This is a genomic window from Bacillus bruguierae (assembly GCF_037104725.1).
GTDB classification, from domain to species: domain Bacteria; phylum Bacillota; class Bacilli; order Bacillales; family Bacillaceae_G; genus Bacillus_A; species Bacillus_A bruguierae.
In genome coordinates, this window is sequence record NZ_JBAWSX010000009.1 from 56,850 (window position 1) to 79,015 (window position 22,166).

General features: G+C 38.0%; 19 protein-coding genes and 2 pseudogenes. All 21 read left to right on the forward strand.

Going from position 1 to position 22,166, the window contains the following annotated elements:
* Positions 1 to 508 precede the first annotated feature (508 nt).
* The 21 genes and pseudogenes from rpsB (at position 509) to rpsO (ending at position 22,138) form a co-directional block, all read left to right on the forward strand.
* Complete coding sequence (gene rpsB, locus WAZ07_RS15585) at positions 509 to 1,210, forward strand: 30S ribosomal protein S2 (RefSeq protein ID WP_090912758.1); 702 nt, start codon at positions 509 to 511, stop codon at positions 1,208 to 1,210.
* 80 nt (positions 1,211 to 1,290) lie between these two features.
* A complete protein-coding gene (gene tsf / locus WAZ07_RS15590; protein ID WP_336473207.1) occupies positions 1,291 to 2,178 on the forward strand; it encodes a translation elongation factor Ts in 888 nt (295 codons plus the stop codon).
* A gap of 65 nt (positions 2,179 to 2,243) precedes the next feature.
* Complete coding sequence (pyrH, locus tag WAZ07_RS15595) at positions 2,244 to 2,966, forward strand: UMP kinase (RefSeq protein WP_090912762.1); 723 nt, start codon at positions 2,244 to 2,246, stop codon at positions 2,964 to 2,966.
* A gap of 1 nt (position 2,967) precedes the next feature.
* A complete protein-coding gene (frr, locus tag WAZ07_RS15600) occupies positions 2,968 to 3,525 on the forward strand; it encodes a ribosome recycling factor (protein ID WP_090912765.1) in 558 nt (185 codons plus the stop codon).
* A gap of 85 nt (positions 3,526 to 3,610) precedes the next feature.
* Positions 3,611 to 4,387 carry an isoprenyl transferase gene (locus WAZ07_RS15605; protein ID WP_090912766.1) on the forward strand — a complete coding sequence of 259 codons (777 nt, stop codon included), beginning with the start codon at positions 3,611 to 3,613 and terminating at the stop codon, positions 4,385 to 4,387.
* 17 nt (positions 4,388 to 4,404) lie between these two features.
* Complete coding sequence (locus tag WAZ07_RS15610; protein WP_090912768.1) at positions 4,405 to 5,193, forward strand: phosphatidate cytidylyltransferase; 789 nt, start codon at positions 4,405 to 4,407, stop codon at positions 5,191 to 5,193.
* A gap of 23 nt (positions 5,194 to 5,216) precedes the next feature.
* Entirely contained in the window at positions 5,217 to 6,359 is a 1,143-nt protein-coding gene (gene dxr / locus WAZ07_RS15615) for a 1-deoxy-D-xylulose-5-phosphate reductoisomerase (RefSeq protein ID WP_090912770.1), read from the forward strand.
* A gap of 18 nt (positions 6,360 to 6,377) precedes the next feature.
* The gene (gene rseP / locus WAZ07_RS15620) at positions 6,378 to 7,634 is read left to right on the forward strand and encodes an RIP metalloprotease RseP (protein WP_336473208.1); all 1,257 of its coding nucleotides are present in this window, start codon (positions 6,378 to 6,380) and stop codon (positions 7,632 to 7,634) included.
* A gap of 15 nt (positions 7,635 to 7,649) precedes the next feature.
* Complete coding sequence (locus WAZ07_RS15625; RefSeq protein WP_336473209.1) at positions 7,650 to 9,347, forward strand: proline--tRNA ligase; 1,698 nt, start codon at positions 7,650 to 7,652, stop codon at positions 9,345 to 9,347.
* Positions 9,348 to 9,429: 82 nt separating this feature from the next.
* Positions 9,430 to 12,327: pseudogene (locus WAZ07_RS15630) on the forward strand (PolC-type DNA polymerase III); the annotation flags it as partial.
* Between the two features lie 761 nt (positions 12,328 to 13,088).
* Positions 13,089 to 14,504, forward strand: a pseudogene (locus tag WAZ07_RS15635) (PolC-type DNA polymerase III); the annotation flags it as partial.
* A gap of 340 nt (positions 14,505 to 14,844) precedes the next feature.
* Positions 14,845 to 15,315 carry a ribosome maturation factor RimP gene (gene rimP / locus WAZ07_RS15640; RefSeq protein ID WP_090912778.1) on the forward strand — a complete coding sequence of 157 codons (471 nt, stop codon included), beginning with the start codon at positions 14,845 to 14,847 and terminating at the stop codon, positions 15,313 to 15,315.
* 17 nt (positions 15,316 to 15,332) lie between these two features.
* On the forward strand, positions 15,333 to 16,433 hold the full coding sequence (gene nusA, locus WAZ07_RS15645) for a transcription termination factor NusA (RefSeq protein ID WP_336473210.1): 1,101 nt from the start codon (positions 15,333 to 15,335) through the stop codon (positions 16,431 to 16,433).
* 11 nt (positions 16,434 to 16,444) lie between these two features.
* Positions 16,445 to 16,717 (forward strand): RNase P modulator RnpM, encoded by a 273-nt coding sequence (gene rnpM, locus WAZ07_RS15650; RefSeq protein WP_020059150.1) that lies wholly within the window; start codon positions 16,445 to 16,447, stop codon positions 16,715 to 16,717.
* Positions 16,718 to 17,029, forward strand: coding sequence for a YlxQ family RNA-binding protein (locus WAZ07_RS15655; protein ID WP_090912784.1), 312 nt, complete (start codon positions 16,718 to 16,720; stop codon positions 17,027 to 17,029). It begins immediately after the preceding gene.
* A 4-nt stretch (positions 17,030 to 17,033) separates the two neighbouring features.
* Positions 17,034 to 19,100, forward strand: a complete 2,067-nt coding sequence (infB, locus tag WAZ07_RS15660) for a translation initiation factor IF-2 (RefSeq protein ID WP_090912785.1) — start codon at positions 17,034 to 17,036, stop codon at positions 19,098 to 19,100.
* Positions 19,097 to 19,378: a DUF503 domain-containing protein gene (locus tag WAZ07_RS15665; RefSeq protein ID WP_035428961.1), complete on the forward strand. Its 282-nt coding sequence runs from the start codon at positions 19,097 to 19,099 to the stop codon at positions 19,376 to 19,378. Before infB ends, WAZ07_RS15665 begins: the two co-directional genes overlap by 4 nt.
* 16 nt (positions 19,379 to 19,394) lie before the next feature.
* Entirely contained in the window at positions 19,395 to 19,751 is a 357-nt protein-coding gene (gene rbfA / locus WAZ07_RS15670) for a 30S ribosome-binding factor RbfA (protein ID WP_017151269.1), read from the forward strand.
* Positions 19,752 to 19,829: 78 nt separating this feature from the next.
* A complete protein-coding gene (truB, locus tag WAZ07_RS15675; protein WP_336473211.1) occupies positions 19,830 to 20,753 on the forward strand; it encodes a tRNA pseudouridine(55) synthase TruB in 924 nt (307 codons plus the stop codon).
* Between the two features lie 43 nt (positions 20,754 to 20,796).
* On the forward strand, positions 20,797 to 21,768 hold the full coding sequence (ribF, locus tag WAZ07_RS15680) for a bifunctional riboflavin kinase/FAD synthetase (RefSeq protein WP_336473212.1): 972 nt from the start codon (positions 20,797 to 20,799) through the stop codon (positions 21,766 to 21,768).
* Positions 21,769 to 21,868: 100 nt separating this feature from the next.
* Positions 21,869 to 22,138 carry a 30S ribosomal protein S15 gene (rpsO, locus tag WAZ07_RS15685; protein WP_090912790.1) on the forward strand — a complete coding sequence of 90 codons (270 nt, stop codon included), beginning with the start codon at positions 21,869 to 21,871 and terminating at the stop codon, positions 22,136 to 22,138.
* The last annotated feature ends 28 nt before the right edge of the window (positions 22,139 to 22,166 follow it).

A 22,166-nucleotide genomic window follows, 5' to 3' on the forward strand; every position in this document is an offset into this window, starting at 1 on the left:
GAGTAGCATATATAAATACAAGCTGAAAGACGGATATAAAATCCTTTTTTAGGGGGAGGAGAGAGGAACTGACCGTGCATAGAAGCGGTCAGGGCCTTTTTCTGCCACATGCGCAGTGAAAACCAGAGAGAGTAAGCGAGTGCAGGTTCTTTTTTCATAACAGCAATCTCTATGTTGAAAAATCAAAAGGGATTCATACATAAATCCCAATTAAAAAATCGACATAAAACTATTTTTTTCAGTGGAATACTAGCGTAAACAGAATGAAAAATGGAAATGTTATAAAGAGTGAGTAATGATTTCATAGAAAAAAAGAGCAATGAAAAAGAAAGTTTGACAATGTATGTATTTTCGACTTGATTGTGATATTTTGTTGTGATATAGTTGTCAGTGGTGTCAGTACAAAGTACACACGTTCATTGATTTAAGTGTTGGTGCTACGCTTGTAGTTTCGCTTAAAGATGAAGTGAACGGAGGATATCAAAAACCATTTAGGAGGAACTAAATTATGTCAGTAATTTCTATGAAGCAATTGCTTGAAGCTGGTGTTCACTTCGGACATCAAACTCGTCGTTGGAACCCAAAAATGAAACGTTACATTTTCACAGAGCGTAACGGTATCTACATCATCGACTTACAAAAAACTGTGAAAAAAGTTGAAGAAGCATTCAACGTAATGAGAGACATCGCTGCTAACGGCGGTAACGTATTATTCGTAGGTACAAAAAAACAAGCACAAGATGCTATTAAAGAAGAAGCAACTCGCGCTGGTATGTACTTCGTTAACCAACGTTGGTTAGGTGGTACATTAACAAACTTCCAAACAATTCAAAAGCGTATTAAACGCCTTAAAGACATCGAAAGAATGCAAGAAGATGGCACTTTCGAAGTACTTCCTAAGAAAGAAGTTGTACAACTTAAGAAAGAATTAGAGCGTCTTGAAAAATTCTTAGGCGGCATTAAAGATATGAAAGGTCTTCCAGATGCATTATTCGTAGTAGACCCTCGTAAAGAGCGTATCGCTGTTGCTGAAGCACGCAAATTAAACATTCCAATCATCGGTATCGTTGATACAAACTGTGATCCAGATGAAATCGATCATGTAATCCCAGCAAACGATGATGCAATTCGTGCTGTAAAACTTCTTACATCTAAAATGGCAGACGCGATCCTTGAAGCAAAACAAGGTGAAGAAACTGTTACTGCGTAACAAATTTAGAAAGGTGATAAGGGGGTAGGCCTTTTATCACCTTTTTTAAGGTATATACATATTTTAGGAGGATGAAAAGTATGGCAATTACTGCACAAATGGTAAAAGAACTTCGCGAAAAAACTGGCGCAGGTATGATGGATTGCAAAAAAGCGCTAACAGAAACTAACGGTGACATGGAGAAAGCAATTGACTTCCTACGTGAGAAAGGTATTGCGAAAGCTGCGAAAAAAGCAGACCGCATTGCTGCTGAAGGTTTAACTTACATCGAAGCAAACGGTAACGACGCTTTAATCTTAGAATTAAACTCTGAAACTGATTTCGTTGCGAAAAATGAAGGTTTCCAAACATTAATTAAAGAATTAGCTGCTCACTTATTAGCTAACAAACCTGCTAACATTGAAGAAGCTATGGCTCAAACAATTTCAAACGGCAAAACAGTAGAAGAGCACATCAACGAAGCAATCGCTAAAATTGGTGAAAAACTTACACTTCGTCGTTTCGAAATCGTATCAAAAACTGATGCAGATGCATTCGGTGCTTACCTACACATGGGTGGACGCATTGGTGTATTAACAGTTCTTGAAGGTTCTACAGATGAAGCAGCTGCTAAAGATGTAGCAATGCACATTGCAGCAGTTAATCCTAAATACATCGACCGCGATGCTGTAACAGCTGAAGAAGTTGAGCATGAGCGTCAAGTATTAACACAACAAGCTTTAAACGAAGGCAAGCCAGAAAAAATCGTTGCGAAAATGGTTGAAGGTCGTCTTGGCAAATTCTTCGAAGAGATTTGCTTACTTGACCAAGCATTCGTTAAAAACCCTGATATGAAAGTTCGTCAGTTCGTTGAGTCTAAAGGTGGAACATTAAAAGGATTCGTTCGCTACGCTGTTGGTGAAGGAATCGAAAAACGCGAAGATAACTTTGCTGAAGAAGTAATGAACCAAGTAAAAGGTAACAACTAATAAAGATTTGGGGACACATTGTGTTCCCTTTTTTAAAATAAAGATGCAAGTACTGGAGGTTCATTATGAGTAAGCCAAAATATAATCGTGTAGTATTAAAGCTAAGCGGTGAAGCTTTAGCTGGAGATAAAGGGTTTGGAATAAACCCATCTGTTATTAAATCTGTTGCACAGCAAGTAAAAGAAATTGCTGAGCTTGATGTAGAAGTTGCAGTCGTTGTTGGTGGCGGTAACATTTGGCGTGGAAAAATCGGGAGCGAGATGGGAATGGACCGTGCAACAGCCGACTACATGGGCATGTTAGCAACAGTAATGAATTCCTTAGCTCTTCAAGATAGCTTGGAAAATTTAGGAGTTCAAACACGTGTGCAAACTTCTATTGAAATGCGCCAAGTAGCAGAACCTTACATTCGTCGTAAGGCAAATCGTCACTTAGAGAAGAAACGTGTTGTAATTTTTGCGGCAGGTACAGGTAACCCTTACTTCTCTACTGATACAACAGCGGCATTACGTGCAGCTGAGATTGAGGCAGATGTTATTTTAATGGCGAAAAATAATGTAGATGGCGTATATAGTGCAGATCCAACTGTTGATGAAACAGCGACAAAATATGAGTCACTTACATATTTAGATGTCTTAAAAGAAGGTTTAGGTGTAATGGATTCTACAGCTTCTTCTTTATGTATGGACAATGATATTCCACTAATTGTATTCTCAATTATGGAAGAAGGAAATATTAAGCGCGCCGTTATCGGCGAAAATATTGGAACAATTGTAAGGGGGAAATAAGATGGCACAACAAGTAATGAATAATGCAAAAGAAAAAATGGAAAAAGCAGTTGCAGCATATTCTCGTGAACTTTCAACAGTTCGTGCAGGTCGTGCGAGTGCGTCTGTATTAGATAAAGTACAAGTAGATTATTACGGTGCACCAACGCCAGTTGTACAATTAGCAAATATCACAGTGCCTGAAGCACGTTTACTAGTTATTCAACCATATGATAAAACATCTATCGGTGATATTGAGAAGGCAATTTTAAAAGCTGATTTAGGATTAAATCCTTCTAATGATGGATCTGTTATTCGTATTGCATTCCCTGCATTAACAGAGGAACGTCGTCGTGAACTTGTGAAAGTTGTGAAGAAATATTCTGAAGATGCAAAAGTAGCTGTTCGTAACGTTCGTCGCGATGCAAATGATGATTTAAAGAAACTTGAGAAAAATGGCGATATTACAGAAGATGACTTAAGAGGATATACAGAAGATATCCAAAAAGAAACAGATAAGTATATCGTAAAAGTTGACGATATTACAAAAAACAAAGAAAAAGAAATTATGGAAGTGTAATCGCGAAATTTTCGCAAATATGACCCTCTTCTTAAGGGGGTCTTTTTACACTTTTAGGCATATGTCTGCTCGTTGGAGGGTTTGAATGATGTTTAGAAAACTTCCTTTTTTTAAAGGCAATAAGATTGCGTCGTTTGATCATCTCGTAGAAGAAGCAAAAAAAGGAGAAATTCCAGCACATATTGCAATCATTATGGATGGTAATGGAAGATGGGCGAAAAGAAGAGCGATGCCTCGTATTGCAGGTCATCATGAAGGGATGCAAGTCGTAAAGAAAATTACGAAGTTTGCCAGCAAGCTCGGTGTTAAAGTATTGACCCTTTACGCCTTTTCTACAGAGAACTGGAAAAGACCTAAAGTGGAAGTGGATTATTTAATGAAACTTCCTGAAGAGTTTCTAGGTACATTTTTACCGGAGCTTGTTGAAGAAAATGTACAAGTACGTGTGATGGGACAAAAGGATCGCCTTCCAGATCATACGCGAAGAGCGATGGAAAAAGCAAGTGAAGATACGAAAGATAACACGGGGTTAATTTTAAATTTTGCGTTAAACTATGGAAGTCGTGATGAAATTGTGTCTGCTGTGCAAAATATAGTTAAGGATAGTGAGGGAGGAAAACTTCGTTCTGAAGAAATAACAGAAGAAATGATTTCTTCGTACTTAATGACAAGAACATTGCCTGATCCTGATTTGCTAATCCGAACAAGCGGTGAACTTCGTATAAGTAATTTTATGTTATGGCAAATTGCTTATACAGAATTTTGTTTTACCGATGTATATTGGCCAGATTTTACAGAGGAACACTTATTACAGTCTATTACTGACTTCCAAAATAGAGGTCGCAGATTTGGAGGCGTGTAGAAAGAGAGGGTTTGGTAGTGAAACAGAGAATAATTACTGGAGTGATTGCTGCCGCGCTATTCATCCCCATCGTATTTTACGGTGGCGTGCCTTTTACAATTTTAGTGTATGCATTAGCTTCTGTTGGATTATATGAATTAATTCGAATGAATAAACTAACGATTATTTCTGTACCGACAATTTTATCAGCATTATTGTTATGGACTATTTTAGTTCCGAGTGATGTAATGGGCGTATTTGAAACAATTGGTTTATCAAAAGTAGAAATTACATTTGTAATTGTCTTATTACTTTTATCATATACTGTCCTTTCTAAGAATACATTTACTTTTGACAATGCTGCATTTTTATTAATGGCAACAACGTATGTTGCGATGGGTTTCTTTTATTTAAATGAAACACGTATTGCAGGGATTCAGTACGTATTTTATGCGTTGTTTGTAATTTGGGCAACGGATTCCGGCGCTTATTTTATCGGAAAAGCTATCGGAAAACGAAAACTTTGGCCGGAAATTAGTCCAAATAAAACGATAGAAGGTTCTATCGGCGGTATTTTATGTGGAATTGTTGTTGCTCTTGTGTATAATGTATTTTTACCGGTTCATTCCAATATAGGTGTCCTTATTGCAGTTACAGTTGCAATATCGGTATTTGGCCAAATTGGAGACTTAGTAGAGTCAGCATTTAAACGTCATTATGGTGTGAAAGATTCGGGTACAATTTTGCCAGGACATGGTGGTATTCTTGATCGCACTGATAGCTGGCTATTTGTATTGCCGCTATTACATTTCTTACATTTCATTTAATGAATGAACGAGGAGTAGAAGCAATGAAAACCATTAGTTTATTAGGTGCAAGCGGATCAATTGGAACGCAAACATTAGATGTATTGCGCGCGCACCAAGACCAATTCCGTCTCGCTGCTTTTTCTGTCGGGAGAAATATTGAGTTTGCTCAGCAGATGATTCAAGAATTTTCTCCTGAGATTGTTTCTGTAAGGCAAAAAGAAGATGCTTGGAAATTACAGACGGTTTGTGGAAATACGAAAATTGTATATGGAGAGGAAGGACTGCTTGCAGTTGCACTTCATCCAGATGCAGAAATAGTTGTAAACGCTGTTGTTGGGAGTGTTGGATTATTACCGACATTGCGTGCAATTGAGGCAAAAAAAACGATTGCAATTGCAAATAAAGAAACATTAGTAACAGCAGGACATTTAGTTATGGAAGCTGCAAAGAAACATAACGTACCTTTGCTTCCTGTAGATAGTGAACACTCTGCTATTTTTCAATGTTTGAATGGGGAAAATGAGAAACGAATTTCTAGATTAATTTTAACGGCATCAGGTGGAAGTTTCCGAGATAAAACAAGGAATGAGCTTAAACATGTAACAGTGGAAGATGCACTTCGTCATCCAAACTGGTCTATGGGTTCGAAAATTACTATTGATTCTGCTACAATGATGAATAAGGGATTAGAGGTTATTGAAGCGCATTGGCTTTTTAATATCCCTTATGAGCAAATCGATGTTGTATTACATAAAGAAAGTATCATTCATTCTATGGTTGAGTTTGAAGATCGTAGTGTAATGGCACAGCTTGGTACACCAGATATGCGTGTTCCAATTCAATATGCACTTACTTACCCTGATCGTTTTTCGCTTCCAAATGCTAAACAGTTGAATTTATGGGAAATTGGAACATTACATTTTCAAACAATGGATATGGAACGTTTCCGCTGTCTTCAGTTTGCATATGAAGCTGGGAAAATGGGAGGAAGTATGCCAACTGTGATGAATGCAGCTAATGAAGCAGCTGTAGAAGCTTTTCTACAAAAGAAAATCAGTTTCTTAACAGTAGAAGAACTCATTGAAAAAGCAATGCACCATCACAATGTCATTGCGCGTCCAAGCTTAGAAGAAATTCAGGAAATTGATGCTGCCACAAGACGGTTTGTGATGGAACAAATTTAGCAAAGGTGGTAATGGGAATTGAATACAGCGATTGCCTTTATTTTAATTTTCGGTGCACTTGTATTTTTTCATGAACTTGGACATTTGTACTTTGCCAAACGTGCTGGCATTCTGTGTCGTGAATTTGCCATTGGTTTTGGTCCGAAATTGTACTCGTTTGAAAAAAATGAAACAGTGTATACAATTCGTTTGCTTCCGCTTGGCGGGTATGTACGAATGGCTGGCGAGGACCCAGAAACAGTTGAACTAAAACCTGGTACAAAAGTGGGTCTTGTTTTAAATGAAAAAGAAGAGGTTACGAAAATTGTTTTGGATAATCGTGAAAAATATCCAAATGTTCGTGTCATTGAAGTAGACCAAGCTGACTTGGAACATAAGCTGATTATATCTGGATATGAAGAATATGAAGAAGAATTACAAACATTTCGAGTACATGAGAAAGCTCATTGCGTTTCAGCAGGAGAGGAGACACAAATTGCTCCGTTTAACCGACAATTTGGTTCAAAGACATTGGGGCAACGAGCGCTTGCCATTTTTGCTGGCCCTGCAATGAACTTTGTTCTTGCTTTTGTAATTTTCATTGTGATCGGGCTTATTCAAGGTATTCCTGTCGATAAGTCAATGATTGGAAAAGTAATGCCAAATAGCGTTGCCGAGAAAGCAGGATTACATGAAGGTGATAAGATTACATCTATTAATCAGCAACCAACAAACAGTTGGAAAGATATCACAAATATTGTCCGTGAAAATCCTGGAAAAGAAATTACGATAGATATAACGCGTGATAGCAAAAAAATGGCAATTCAAGTTACTCCTGCTGCTGAAAAAGAGGGCGACGTTACAGTTGGTAAACTCGGTGTACAAGAGCCTGTTGAGAAATCAGTTTTAGGTTCTATCAAATTAGGGTTTGATGAAACGTGCAGATGGACAAAGCTCATATTTGTCTCGCTTATTCAGCTAGTTACAGGACATTTTTCTATTAACGATTTATCTGGTCCAGTAGGGATTTATAATTTAACAGACCAAGTTGTAGAATATGGTCCGATTCGTGTTCTTAGCTTAGCAGCTGTTTTAAGTATAAATCTTGGTTTATTTAACTTATTACCTGTTCCTGCACTTGACGGAGGGCGACTTTTCTTTTTCTTAATTGAAGCGCTCCGCGGGAAGCCGATTGACCGTCAAAAAGAAGGAATGGTTCACTTTATTGGTTTTGCTTTACTAATGTTACTTATGTTAGTTGTAACATGGAATGATATACGGAAGTTTTTCTTATAAAAGAGGTGCTATAGAATGAAACAAAGTATGGTATTTAGTCCTACACTGCGTGAAGTGCCAGCTGATGCAGAAATTAAAAGTCATCAGCTTCTATTGCGCGCAGGATTTATGCGTCAAAATGCTTCAGGCATATATAGTTTTTTACCGCTTGGTCTGAAAGTGTTGCATAAAGTGGAACGTATTGTTCGTGAAGAAATGGAGAAAGCTGGTGCTGTAGAATTGTTAATGCCAGCTCTTCAAGCAGCTGAATTATGGCAAGAATCTGGCCGCTGGTATTCATATGGTTCAGAATTAATGCGTATGAATGATCGTAATAACCGTGAGTTTGCTTTAGGTGCAACACATGAAGAGGTGATTACTGATCTTGTACGTGACGAAATTAAGTCATATAAGAAATTACCTTTGACACTTTATCAAATTCAAACAAAATTCCGTGATGAGCAAAGACCTCGTTTTGGTTTGTTACGTGGAAGAGAATTTTTAATGAAGGATGCATATTCTTTCCATGCAACGCAAGAGAGTTTAGATGAAGTATATAATCGTCTGTTCCAGGCGTACTCTAATATTTTCACACGTTGCGGTTTAAATTTCCGTGCTGTTATTGCTGACTCTGGAGCGATGGGCGGAAAAGATACACATGAATTTATGGTATTATCAGATGTAGGAGAAGATACAATTGCATACTCTGATACATCTGATTATGCTGCAAATATTGAGATGGCACCTGTTATTGCTTCTTATGAAAAGAGTGATGAAGTAGAAAAAGTGCTTGAAAAAGTAGCGACGCCAGATCAAAAAGCAATTGAAGAAGTATGTGCGTTCTTAAATATTGAAGCAACAAATTGTATTAAGTCTATGGTCTTTAAAGTAGACGAGAAGTTTATCGTTGTGCTTGTTCGCGGAGATCATGAAGTAAACGATGTTAAGTTGAAAAACTTATATGGTGCTTCTGTTGTCGAACTTGCATCGCATGAAGAAGTAAAAGAGTTGTTAAACTGTGAAGTAGGTTCTTTAGGTCCAATTGGTGTAACAGAAGTAGAAATCATTGCTGACCATGCGGTGGAGGCTATCGTAAATGGATGTTGCGGAGCAAATGAAGAAGGTTTCCATTATGTGAATGTAAATCCAGAACGTGACTTTAAAGTAAGCCAATATACAGATTTACGTTTTATCCAAGAAGGAGACCTTTCCCCAGACGGCGAGGGAACAATTCGTTTTGCTCGTGGTATTGAGGTGGGACATGTATTTAAACTTGGTACTCGCTATAGTGAATCAATGAATGCAACGTTCTTAGATGAAAATGGTAAAACGCAGCCGATTATTATGGGCTGCTACGGAATTGGTGTATCTCGTACAGTTGCGGCTATTGCTGAGCAATTTAATGATGAGAATGGTTTGGTTTGGCCAAAAGCAGTTGCACCATTCCATGTACACGTGATTCCAGTAAATATGAAATCTGATGCACAGCGTGAAGTAGGCGAAAATATCTACAGTTCATTACAAGAGCAAGGATATGAAGTGTTATTAGATGACCGTGCAGAGCGTGCCGGTGTAAAATTTGCTGATGCAGATTTATTTGGTCTTCCAGTCCGAGTAACAGTTGGTAAAAAAGCTGATGAAGGTATTGTTGAAGTAAAAGTACGTGCAACAAATGAATCTGCAGAAGTGAAAGTCGAAGAACTTCACACATACATTGCAAATATTTTAAAATAAGAAGAGGTACCTCGTGATGAGGTACCTTCTCTTTCTTTGTGGAACGTTTCAATTTATAATAGCAGATGGAAGGAGGTTGCTTATGTCATTAACAAACGAACAACAAGAGCGATTTCAAATTTTGCTCCAACAGTTACAAATGCCTGAAGACCTTATCAATCAATATTTACAAGGTGGTGGCATTCAAAGGTTAGTTGTTGATAAAGCAAATAAGAGTTGGCATTTTGATTTACAAGTACCACGTATTTTACCAACAGAATTATATGAATTGCTTGAAACACAGCTTAAGCAGTCATTTTCTCATATTGCAAAAACATCATTTTCATTAGAAACAGAGAATAAGCAATTTACGGAAGAAGAGGTCAAGGCGTATTGGCCGCTCTGTACAGATCGAATTACTTTCTCGCCTATGTTTGCATATTTAAAAAAGCAACTTCCGCATGTAAACGGAGTGAAGTTGTTACTTGATGTGAATAATGATTTAGAATCTACTGCACTAAAGAAAAATCTTGCGAAGCCAGTCGGAGACCAATATGAAGTTTTTGGATTTCCTCGTTTTCAGCTAGAAACAAATATAAAACAAAATGAAGAGGAAGTTCAAAAGTTTCGTGAACAAACACAGCAAGAGGATCGTCAGCGTGTTATACAAGCCATGGAAGAAATGGCCAAGAAACAAGCGGAAGAAAGTGATGTTGTACATGAAGGGCCGATTGTACTCGGTTATCTCATTAAGCCTGATGAGGAGATTACACCACTTCGTGAAATTCAAGATGAAGAAAGAAGAAAAACTGTTCAAGGTTATGTCTTCCATGTGGAAACAAAAGAACTTCGTAGTGGACGTACATTATTGACATTAAAAATAACAGATTACACCGATTCTATTATGATTAAAATGTTTTCACGCGATAAAGAAGATATTCCACTCTTACAATCCTTGAAAAAAGGAATGTGGGTAAAAGCGCGTGGATCGATTCAAAATGATACGTTCGTTCGAGACTTGGTCATGATTGCAAACGACATTAATGAAATAACAGGCCCGTCTCGGAAAGATAAAGCAAATGAAGGAGAAAAAAGGGTAGAACTTCATATGCATACACCGATGAGCCAAATGGACGCTGTAACTTCTGTATCTACACTTGTGAGTCAAGCAGCAAAATGGGGACATGAAGCGGTAGCTGTGACAGATCATGCTGTTGCACAAGCTTTTCCTGAAGCGTATTCTGCTGGAAAAAAAGCGGGGATTAAAGTGATTTTTGGTGTAGAAGCGAACCTTGTGAATGACGGTGTGCCAATTGCTTATAATGAGGAACATCGATTACTGGCAGACGAAACATATGTTGTATTTGACGTTGAGACAACAGGATTATCAGCTGTATATGATACAGTTATTGAGCTTGCTGCTGTGAAAGTAAAGGGCGGAGAGATTATTGATCGTTTTGAATCCTTTGCAAATCCACATCAACCGTTATCAGCAACAATCATTGAATTAACTGGTATTACAGATGATATGCTAACAGATGCACCAGAAGTAGAAGAAGTATTTAAAAAGTTTGAACAGTGGATGGGGAATCATACACTTGTCGCTCATAATGCAAGCTTTGATATGGGATTTTTAAATGTTGGATTTAAGAAAAGCGGGCTAGAAAAACCGAAAAATCCAGTTATTGATACGTTAGAATTGGCTCGTTTCTTATTTCCAGAGATGAAAAACCATCGTTTAAATACGTTATGTAAAAAGCTTGATATCGAATTAACACAACATCACCGTGCGATTTATGATACAGAAGCAACAGGCTATTTGCTTGTGAAAATGCTGAAAAATGTAATTGAAAAAGGCTATGAATATCACGATCAGTTAAATGACAGTATGGGACAAGGAGATGCGTATAAACGTGGACGTCCAAGTCATGTGACGCTTCTTGCAACGTCGGATGAAGGGCTGAAAAATTTATATAAACTTGTTTCTTACGCTCATCTTCAATACTTCTATCGTGTACCCCGTATTCCGCGTTCTTTATTAAAGAAATATCGCGAAGGTATATTAGTCGGTACAGCTTGCGATAAAGGTGAAGTATTTGAAGCGATGATGCAAAAGGCACCGGAAGAAGTAGAAGAAATTGCCCAGTTTTATGATTACATTGAGGTTATGCCTCCGGTAGTGTTACGACATTTGGTAGAGCTTGAGCTCGTTCGTGATGAAGGTCAATTAAAAACAATTATTTCTAACTTAGTAAAGTTAGGCGAAACGTTAGATAAGCCTGTTGTTGCAACAGGAAATGTTCATTATATAAATCCAGAAGATGCAATGTATCGGAAAATTTTAGTCAGTTCGCAAGGCGGAGCGAATCCATTAAATCGTCATTCATTGCCGCCTGTGTATTTCCGAACAACAGATGAAATGTTAGAATGCTTCTCCTTCTTAGGCGAAGAGAAAGCAAAAGAAATTGTTGTAACAAATACACAAAAAGTTGCATCGATGATTGGGGAAGTAAAGCCTGTAAAAGATGACCTTTACACGCCAAAAATCGAAGGTGCAGATGATGAAACGCGGGATATGAGTTACGAAATGGCTCGAAGTATTTACGGTGATGAACTTCCAGAAATTGTAGAGGCCCGCTTGGAAAAAGAATTGAAAAGTATTATTGGACATGGGTTTGCTGTTATTTATTTGATTTCGCATAAACTTGTAAAGAAATCACTTATTGATGGTTATCTTGTTGGTTCACGTGGTTCGGTTGGTTCCTCATTTGTTGCGACAATGATGGAAATTACAGAAGTAAACCCTTTGCCGCCGCATTATGTTTGTCCAAATTGTAAGCAATCGCAGTTCTTTAATGATGGTTCAGTCGGTTCTGGATTTGACTTACCTGATAAAGATTGTCCAAACTGCGGAACTGCATATAAAAAAGACGGTCATGATATTCCGTTCGAAACGTTCCTTGGCTTTAAAGGAGATAAGGTTCCGGATATCGATTTGAGTGCGACACGTTCTTAACTGAAAAGGTTAAGCACTAGCATCTGCTAGTAGAACTGCTATTCCAAAGTGTGGAATGATGGGGTAACGTCCTGAAACACACTCACTGAAGCTACGGCAAGCGATAGCGATATTGCAAACATCAACATCGTTTGAAGCCCGTTAAAGTAGGCTGAAGTTAACCCTAACGTAAAGACGAGGAAAGGGAGGTAGAAACCTTCTGTGAATGATAGGTCTGGTGTCTATAAAATTCCTATGGTTAGAATCAGTAGAATCACTGGGACGAACCCTCGACTGACTTTTCGAGAATATCACGTTACAGAAATGTAACGGGGTCCAAAGAGGACTTCCAAGTGTGGATGAGTAAACGTTTGGTTATGAAAATCCATACTGTGTTACAGGCACAGTCAAGCTTGGCGGAATTTAGGGGGAACCTAAGGGAATTATGTACAGATAGGAATAGTGGAACGTGTGAAGCTTTCGACATAAGAGAAGGTTGCACTTCGATGATGATGGTATGTGGAAAGGCAAATGCTATAACACATTTTACGAAAGTGGCAGTAGTGCCGTAGTACCGCTTAATGAAATGCTGAAGATGACTGAATAACCAATAAGTCGGAGGATAAAAACATTTCAGAGGGAAGGGCACAAGTCGTTAACGTCGAAACAAACTTCGACAGAGTTAACGATGGAACGCCGTGTGAGTGTGAAAGCCTCACGCACGGTGTGGAGTGGGGGAAAAGCTGGAGATAATATCAAATGCTTACCTATCACTATACTTCTCAGGAGAATACCAACCTCGTGCTCATAACTATACGAAAGTACTGTTCGGTGAAGATAATGTATATCGTGCTGGAACAATAGGGACCGTTGCCGAAAAGACCGCGTATGGTTATGTGAAAGGCTATGCTTCAGACCATAATTTAACGATACGAGGGGCAGAAGTAGATCGCCTTGTAGCAGGATGTACGGGTGTTAAGAGAACAACAGGGCAACATCCAGGTGGTATTATCGTAGTGCCGGATTACATGGATGTCTTTGATTTTACACCGATTCAATTTCCAGCAGATTCTTTAGAGGCGGAATGGAGAACGACACATTTTGATTTCCATTCTATTCATGATAACTTATTAAAACTTGATATACTCGGACACGATGATCCGACAGTGATTCGTATGCTTCAAGATTTAAGTGGAGTGGACCCAAAGACGATTCCAACTGATGACCCAGAAGTAATGAAAATTTTCTCGGGTACAGAATCACTTGGTGTAACGGAGGAACAAATTAATTGTAAAACTGGTACACTTGGTATCCCGGAATTTGGTACGAAATTCGTTCGCCAAATGTTAGAAGAAACGAAGCCGACGACATTCTCAGAGCTTGTCCAAATTTCTGGACTATCTCACGGTACAGATGTATGGCTTGGAAACGCAAATGAACTCATTTATGATGGTACATGTACATTGAGTGAAGTAATCGGTTGTCGTGATGACATTATGGTGTATTTAATTTACCAAGGTTTAGAACCATCTTTAGCGTTTAAAATTATGGAATCTGTGCGTAAAGGGAAAGGTGTACCTCCAGAGTGGGAAGAAGAAATGCGCAATAATAATGTGCCGGGATGGTATATTGATTCATGTAAAAAGATTAAGTACATGTTCCCTAAGGCCCATGCGGCAGCATATGTACTCATGGCTGTGCGCATTGCGTATTTTAAAGTGCATTTTGCACTCTTATTCTACGCAGCATACTTTACTGTTCGTGCCGATGATTTTGATCTAGATGCAATGGTAAAAGGTTCAGCATCTATCCGTGCTAAAATTGATGAAATTACGCAAAAAGGATTAGATGCATCTCCAAAAGAGAAAAGCTTACTAACAGTATTAGAGATGACACTTGAAATGTGTGAACGTGGTTATTCATTCCAAAAAGTTGATTTATATCGCTCTAGTGCAACAGACTTTATTATTGATGGGAATACATTAATTCCGCCGTTTAATGCAATACCTGGTCTTGGTACAAATGCTGCATTAAACATTATAGCAGCACGTGAAAATGGCGAGTTTTTATCGAAAGAGGATTTACAACAGCGCAGTAAGATTTCCAAAACAATTATTGAGTATTTAGATAGTCAAGGTTGTTTAGGAGAACTTCCAGATCAAAACCAGTTATCACTGTTCTAATAGGTAGGAAAAGTCTTTGCAAAACTATGGTCACTATGCTATACTAGATAGCGAGATAACCATGTCATGTATATTTTGTGAAAAAAAGAGTGGGGAAACCCACTCTTTCGTTTTACTATCTACGTTTCTGCGTCTAAAATTTTCGTAGACGCTTCTGTCGTATATACATATTTTGTTACAAGTTTTACTTCTTAAATTTGGTAATACTAAGACAGATATTCCCTGCTTATTAGCAGGGGCTTTTGTTAGCTAACGAGAAAGAATATACAAACTGCATTGGTTAAAAGTACGCAGGATGAAATCTTTCAACTGTTACATGGCGGCAGAAAGGAGGCTGTTTATGGATAAGAAAGTTACAGAAGTTGTTGAAGCACTTGCGCAGCCAATTGTCGAAGAGCTTGGTCTTGAGCTTGTAGATGTAGAGTATGTGAAAGAAGGAAAAGATTGGTTTTTACGCGTATCCATTGACTCTGATACAGGAGTAGATATTGAGGAATGTGGTGCGGTAAGTGAGCGATTAAGTGAAGCTTTAGATAAAGAGGATCCAATTCCTCATCTTTACTTTTTAGATGTATCCTCTCCAGGAGCGGAGCGTCCATTAAAGAAAGAAAAAGATTTCCAGCAAGCAGTAGACAAACAAGTTGCAATTAAAACATACGAGCCAATCGATGGTGAGAAAATGTTTGAAGGAAAGTTGCTTGCATATGATGGAACAATGATTACATTACTATTAACAATTAAAACACGTAAAAAAGAAATCCAAATTCCGATGGATAAAGTTGCCAATGCGCGACTTGCAGTTACGTTTTAGTAAGAAGGGGGATCTTCATGAGCACTGAGTTGTTAGATGCTTTGCTCGTATTAGAACAAGAAAAAGGTATTAGCAAAGATATTATTATTGATGCTATTGAAGCAGCTTTAATTTCTGCTTATAAACGAAATTTCAATCAAGCGCAAAATGTTCGCGTTAGCTTCAATCCTGAAGTTGGAACTATTCAAGTATTAGCGCGTAAAGATGTAGTGGGAAATGTATTTGACCCACGTCTTGAAATTTCTGTTGAAAAAGCAAGACAAGTTAACCCAAACTATCAAGAGGGCGACGTATTAGAGATTGAAGTAACGCCAAAAGATTTCGGGCGTATTGCAGCACAAACAGCAAAACAAGTTGTGACGCAGCGTGTACGTGAAGCAGAACGTGGCGTGATTTATTCTGAGTTTAGCGACCGTGAAGAAGACATTATGGTTGGTATTGTACAACGTCAAGATGCTCGCTTTATTTATGTAAGCTTAGGGAAAGTAGAAGCACTTTTACCAGTAAGCGAGCAAATGCCAAACGAACAGTACAAACCGCATGATCGCATCCGTGTTTTCATTACAAAAGTAGAGAAAACAACAAAGGGACCGCAAATTTATGTATCACGTACGCATCCAGGCCTTTTAAAGCGTTTATTTGAAATTGAAGTGCCAGAAATTTATGATGGAACTGTAGAAATTCGTTCTGTGGCACGTGAAGCAGGAGATCGTTCAAAAATCTCTGTGTACTCTGAAAATGTAGATGTAGATCCAGTAGGTTCTTGTGTAGGACCGAAAGGACAACGTGTACAACGCATTGTAGATGAGCTAAAAGGTGAAAAAATTGATATTGTTCGCTGGTCAAATGATCCAGTGGAATATGTAGCAAATGCACTAAGTCCATCACAAGTTGTAAAAGTGCTTGTAAACGAAGAAGAAAAAGCAACTACTGTAATTGTTCCAGATCATCAACTTTCCTTAGCAATTGGTAAGCGTGGACAAAATGCGCGACTTGCAGCAAAATTAACGAATTGGAAAATTGATATTAAAAGCGAGTCTGATGCGAAACAACTAGGACTTTTAACAGAAGAAGATATGATAATCGCATTCGATTCTGCTGAAGATGAAATCGAATAGAGGTGATGAACGTGAGCAATCGAAAAGTTCCGTTACGAAAATGTGTGGTAACACAAGAGATGAAATCAAAACGCGAGCTCATTCGCATTGTTCGTTCCAAAGAGGGAGTCGTGTCGATTGATTTAACAGGCAAACAATCAGGACGCGGTGCATACTTGTCAAAAGATAAAGAATGCATTTCTCAGGCGAAAAAGAAAAATGTTTTGGAACATCACCTAAAAGCGAAAATTGATGACTCTCTTTATGAAGAGCTAATCGAGCTTGTTGAGAAGGAGTCGAAGTAAGTGTCCAATTGGAAATCGTTTTTAGGGCTGGCTAATCGGGCCCGAAAGATTATATCGGGTGAAGAGCTTGTTTTAAAAGAAGTTCGAAGTGGTAAAGCAAAGCTCGTATTGCTTTCTGAAGATGCGTCAGCAAATACAACAAAGCGTATTACGGACAAAACAACGTTCTACAACGTACCAATGAGAAAGGTCGAAAATCGACAAGAATTAGGGCATGCGATTGGGAGAGAAGAACGAGTCGTTGTAGCGGTGTTAGATGACGGCTTTGCTAAGAAGCTGCTTAGCATGCTCGATATAACTTACCGGGGGTGAAGGTATGAGTAAAATTCGAGTACACGAATATGCAAAAAAACACAATATCTCAAGTAAGGATATTATTAAAAAACTAAAAGAAATGAATATCGAGGTTTCGAATCATATGACGATGTTAGACGATGAAGTAGTAAACAAGTTAGATAATCAATATAATGATGGAGCAGAAAAACCTTCTGTTGCAGATGAGTTTGAAGTAGAGGAAAAAGTTGTTCGCAGCAAAAAGAACAGCAATAAGAATAAGAAAAAAGGCAAAGGGAATCAAGACAAACGTCAAGAAAACTTTGCTGGAAGACAACAAACGCAAGTGGTAGAAACACCAGACAAAATCACTTTCTCTGGTACGCTTTCAGTAAGCGAACTTGCGAAAAAATTAAGCAAAGAGCCATCTGAAATTATTAAAAAGCTCTTTATGCTTGGAATCATGGCAACAATTAACCAAGATTTAGATAAAGATACAATTGAGCTAATTGCTAGTGATTATGGTATTGAAGTAGAAGAAGAAGTAATTGTTAGTGAAACAGAATTCGAGACGTTTATGGACGAGCAAGACGATGAAGAGAATTTAAAAGAACGTCCGGCTGTCGTTACAATTATGGGACACGTTGACCATGGTAAAACAACATTACTTGACTCTATTCGTAATTCAAAAGTAACTGCTGGTGAAGCGGGCGGAATTACGCAGCATATTGGTGCATACCAAGTTGAAGTAAATGACAAAAAAATTACGTTCTTAGATACACCAGGTCACGCAGCATTTACAACAATGCGTGCACGCGGTGCGCAAGTTACAGATATTACAATTCTAGTTGTAGCAGCTGATGACGGTGTTATGCCACAAACAGTTGAAGCGATTAACCACGCGAAAGCAGCTGGAGTACCAATTATTGTTGCTGTGAATAAAATGGATAAACCATCAGCAAATCCGGATCGTGTAATGCAAGAGTTAACTGAATATGAGTTAGTTCCAGAAGCCTGGGGCGGCGATACAATCTTCGTACCAATCTCTGCCATTAAAGATGAAGGAATTGACAACTTGCTAGAAATGATTCTTCTTGTAAGTGAAGTAGAAGAATATAAGGCAAATCCAAATCGCTATGCAACTGGTACAGTAATCGAAGCACAGCTTGATAAAGGTAAAGGAACAATCGCGACATTACTTGTTCAAAACGGTACACTTCGAGTAGGAGACCCAATCGTTGTTGGTACATCATTCGGCCGTGTTCGTGCGATGGTAAATGATATTGGGCGTCGTGTAAAAGTTGCTGGTCCGTCTACTCCTGTTGAAATTACAGGCTTAAACGAAGTGCCACAAGCAGGCGATCGCTTTATGGCATTTGCCGATGAGAAGAAAGCACGTCAAATCGGTGAATCACGTGCACAACAAGCATTGCTTGCACAGCGCGGTGAAAAATCTAAATTAAGCCTTGAAGATTTATTCCAACAAATTAAAGAAGGCGATGTAAAAGAAATTAACTTGATTGTGAAAGCGGACGTACAAGGTTCTGTGGAAGCAATGGCAGCATCACTTCGTAAAATTGATGTTGAAGGCGTAAAAGTAAAAATTATCCACACTGGCGTAGGTGCAATTACAGAATCTGATATTATTTTAGCTTCTGCATCTAATGCAATTGTAATTGGATTTAACGTACGTCCTGATGTCAACGCGAAGCGTACAGCTGAATTAGAAAACGTTGATATTCGTTTGCACCGCATTATTTATAAAGTAATCGAAGAGATCGAAGCAGCAATGCAAGGTATGCTAGATCCTGAATTCGTAGAAAAAGTAATTGGTCAAGCAGAAGTTCGTCAAACGTTCAAAGTAACGAAAGTTGGAACAATTGCAGGATGTTACGTAACAGACGGTAAAATTACACGTGATAGCGGCGTGCGTATCATTCGTGACGGCGTAGTTATTTATGAAGGCCAACTTGATACGTTAAAACGTTTCAAAGACGATGTAAAAGAAGTTGCACAAAACTATGAGTGTGGTATTACAATTGAGAAGTATAATGATCTTAAAGAAGGAGACATTATTGAAGCGTACATTATGGAAGAAGTGAAGCGATGATTATCGCTTCACTCTCATTCGAATGTATAATCTATGATGTGCATTCCTTAAAAGAGAAACGAGCAATTTTACAGCGTGTTTTAACTCGTGTAAAACAGCGTTACAATGTATCTGTTTCAGAAGTTGGGCATCAAGATGTATGGCAACGTACAGAAATTGCGATTGTTTCCGTATCCTCAAATCGTGTTGTGTGCGAAAAAGAAATGGATCGTGTACTTGCCTACATTGATTCATTTCCTGAAATTGAACGTACAATAACACAATTGGAATGGTATTGAATGAGGTGAAATGGTTATGAAATTACGTGCAAACCGTGTGGGCGAACAAATGAAAAAAGAATTAGGCGACATTATTAGTCGTAAAATTAAAGACCCGCGTGTTGGATTTGTGACAGTAACAGATGTACAAGTGAGTGGAGATTTACAAATTGCTAAAGTATACATTTCTGTTTTAGGAGACGAAGAACAGAAAGAAAATACATTAAAAGGTTTAGCGAAGGCAAAAGGCTTTATTCGTTCCGAAATTGGACAGCGTATTCGTCTTCGAAAAACACCTGAAATCTCCTTTGAATTTGATGAATCGATTGGATACGGTCATCGGATTGATACACTTTTACATGAAATTAATAAAGACGGTAAACGTGAAGAATAATGGATAGACATTTGTCTATCCATTTTTTCAATCTGAAGTAAGTTTGACATACAAAAAGTATAACGATGAGGTGAATATATGGAAGGTGTAGTGCTATTACATAAACCAAAAGGGATGACATCACATGATTGTGTATTTAAATTAAGAAAAATATTAAGAGAGAAACGTATAGGGCACACCGGGACTTTAGATCCAGATGTGACAGGTGTATTACCAATTTGTGTAGGACGTGCTACGAAAATTGCACAATTTTTAACGAGTGAAACAAAAACGTACGAAGGTGAAGTTACGCTAGGATTTTCAACCACTACAGAAGATGCTTCAGGTGAAGTTGTTGAAAAACAAGATGTCAATCGTGTTATTACACGTCAAGAAGTAGAATCAGTATTAGCTGCCTTAACAGGAACAATCGAACAAGTACCACCAATGTACTCGGCTGTAAAAGTGAATGGAAAGAAACTATATGAATATGCAAGGGCGGGAATAGAAGTAGAGCGTCCAGTTCGTACAATTACGATTCATGAGTTCACTTTACTTGATAACCGTGAATTATTTGAAGGAGAGACAATTTCCTTCCGTTTTCGTGTGACTTGTAGTAAAGGAACATATGTAAGAACATTAGCTGTTATGATTGGGGAAAAGCTGGGATTTCCAGCGCATATGTCCGATCTTGTGAGAACAGCATCAGGAGAGTTTAAATTAGAAGATTGCATATCATTTGAAGAAATTGAGCAAAACGTGCACAATGGAACGGTAGATTCTATTTTTATTTCGATTGATGAATCGTTACATAAGTTTCCAAAAATGGTTGTAAGTAGGGAACAAGCAGAGAAAGTGAAGAATGGTATGTTTTTACCGAATAAAGAACAAGTGACAGCGCCATTCATTACAATTTTTGATGAAAATGAACGCTGCTTAGCGATTTATGAACATCATCCAAAGCATCCAGGTATGTTGAAACCGATGAAAGTACTTGTGAATAATCAAGAATTACAGCTATAATGAATAATTGGAAGGATTATTACAGAAAAAGGTGAATTCAAGCGTGAAACTCATTCATTTAACTCATCCACACGAACAAAATAAAATAGAATTACCACCTACTGTAATGGCATTAGGATTTTTTGATGGCATTCATTTAGGGCATCAACGTGTGATTCGAACAGCAAAAAAAGTAGCAGATGAAAGAGGATATAAAAGTGCTGTCATAACGTTTCATCCACACCCATCTGTTGTGTTAGGGAAAAAAGAAGCGCATGTGGAGTATATTACACCGTTATCTATTAAAGAAAAAGTAATTGCAGATTTAGGAATTGATATGTTATATGTGGTGAAATTCGATGAATCATTTGCTGGATTACTGCCACAACAGTTTGTAGATGAATATATTATTGGGCTAAATGTAAAGCATGTAGTAGCAGGTTTTGACTATTCATATGGACGTTTAGGAAAAGGGACGATGGAGACTTTACCATTTCATGCAAGAGGAGAGTTTACCCAGACCGTGATCGAAAAAGTTGAATTTCAAGAAGAAAAAGTAAGTTCCACGGCATTACGAAAACTGATTCGAAATGGGGAAATGGAACAAATTCCATCTATTTTAGGTAGAGCTTATACAGTAGAAGGAACGGTTGTGCACGGAGATAAACGTGGACGCCAAATTGGTTTTCCAACAGCTAATGTAGCTTTGAGCGATGAATACCTTCTACCACCTGTTGGTGTATATGCGGCAAGATTAAAAGTTCATGATGAGTGGCATGATGGCGTATGTAACATTGGCTATAAACCAACATTTAAAGAAGATGAACGTAAATTGTCTATTGAAGTGCATCTATTCCATTTCAATGAGGATATATATAATCAGGTTGTTACTATTGAATGGCATATGCGTATTCGAGAAGAGAAAAAATTTAATGGTATTGATGAGTTAGTTACCCAAATTGCAAAAGATAAAAGAACAGCACAAGAATATTTTAGTACGGGAAAGAATATACTTGCTTTTTCTAATGAAAAGTAGTATTCTATCTTATGTACTTTACAATAACCATTGCTTGGCATTACGACTCACCGACGTTTGCTAGGTAATTGGGGATTTATTACTTAGGAGGTGAAATAGGATGGCTTTAACACAAGAGCGTAAAAATGAAATCATTGCACAATTTAGAACTCATGAGACTGATACTGGTTCTCCAGAAGTTCAAGTTGCTGTCCTAACGGAGCAAATTAACACTCTAAATGAGCACTTACGTACTCACAAGAAAGATCATCATTCACGTCGCGGTCTTTTAAAGATGGTTGGTAAACGTCGTAACTTACTTACTTACCTTCGTAACACAGACATCACTCGCTACCGTGAACTAATCACAAAGCTTGGATTACGTCGATAGTCAAAAAAGCGGGAATATTCCCGCTTTT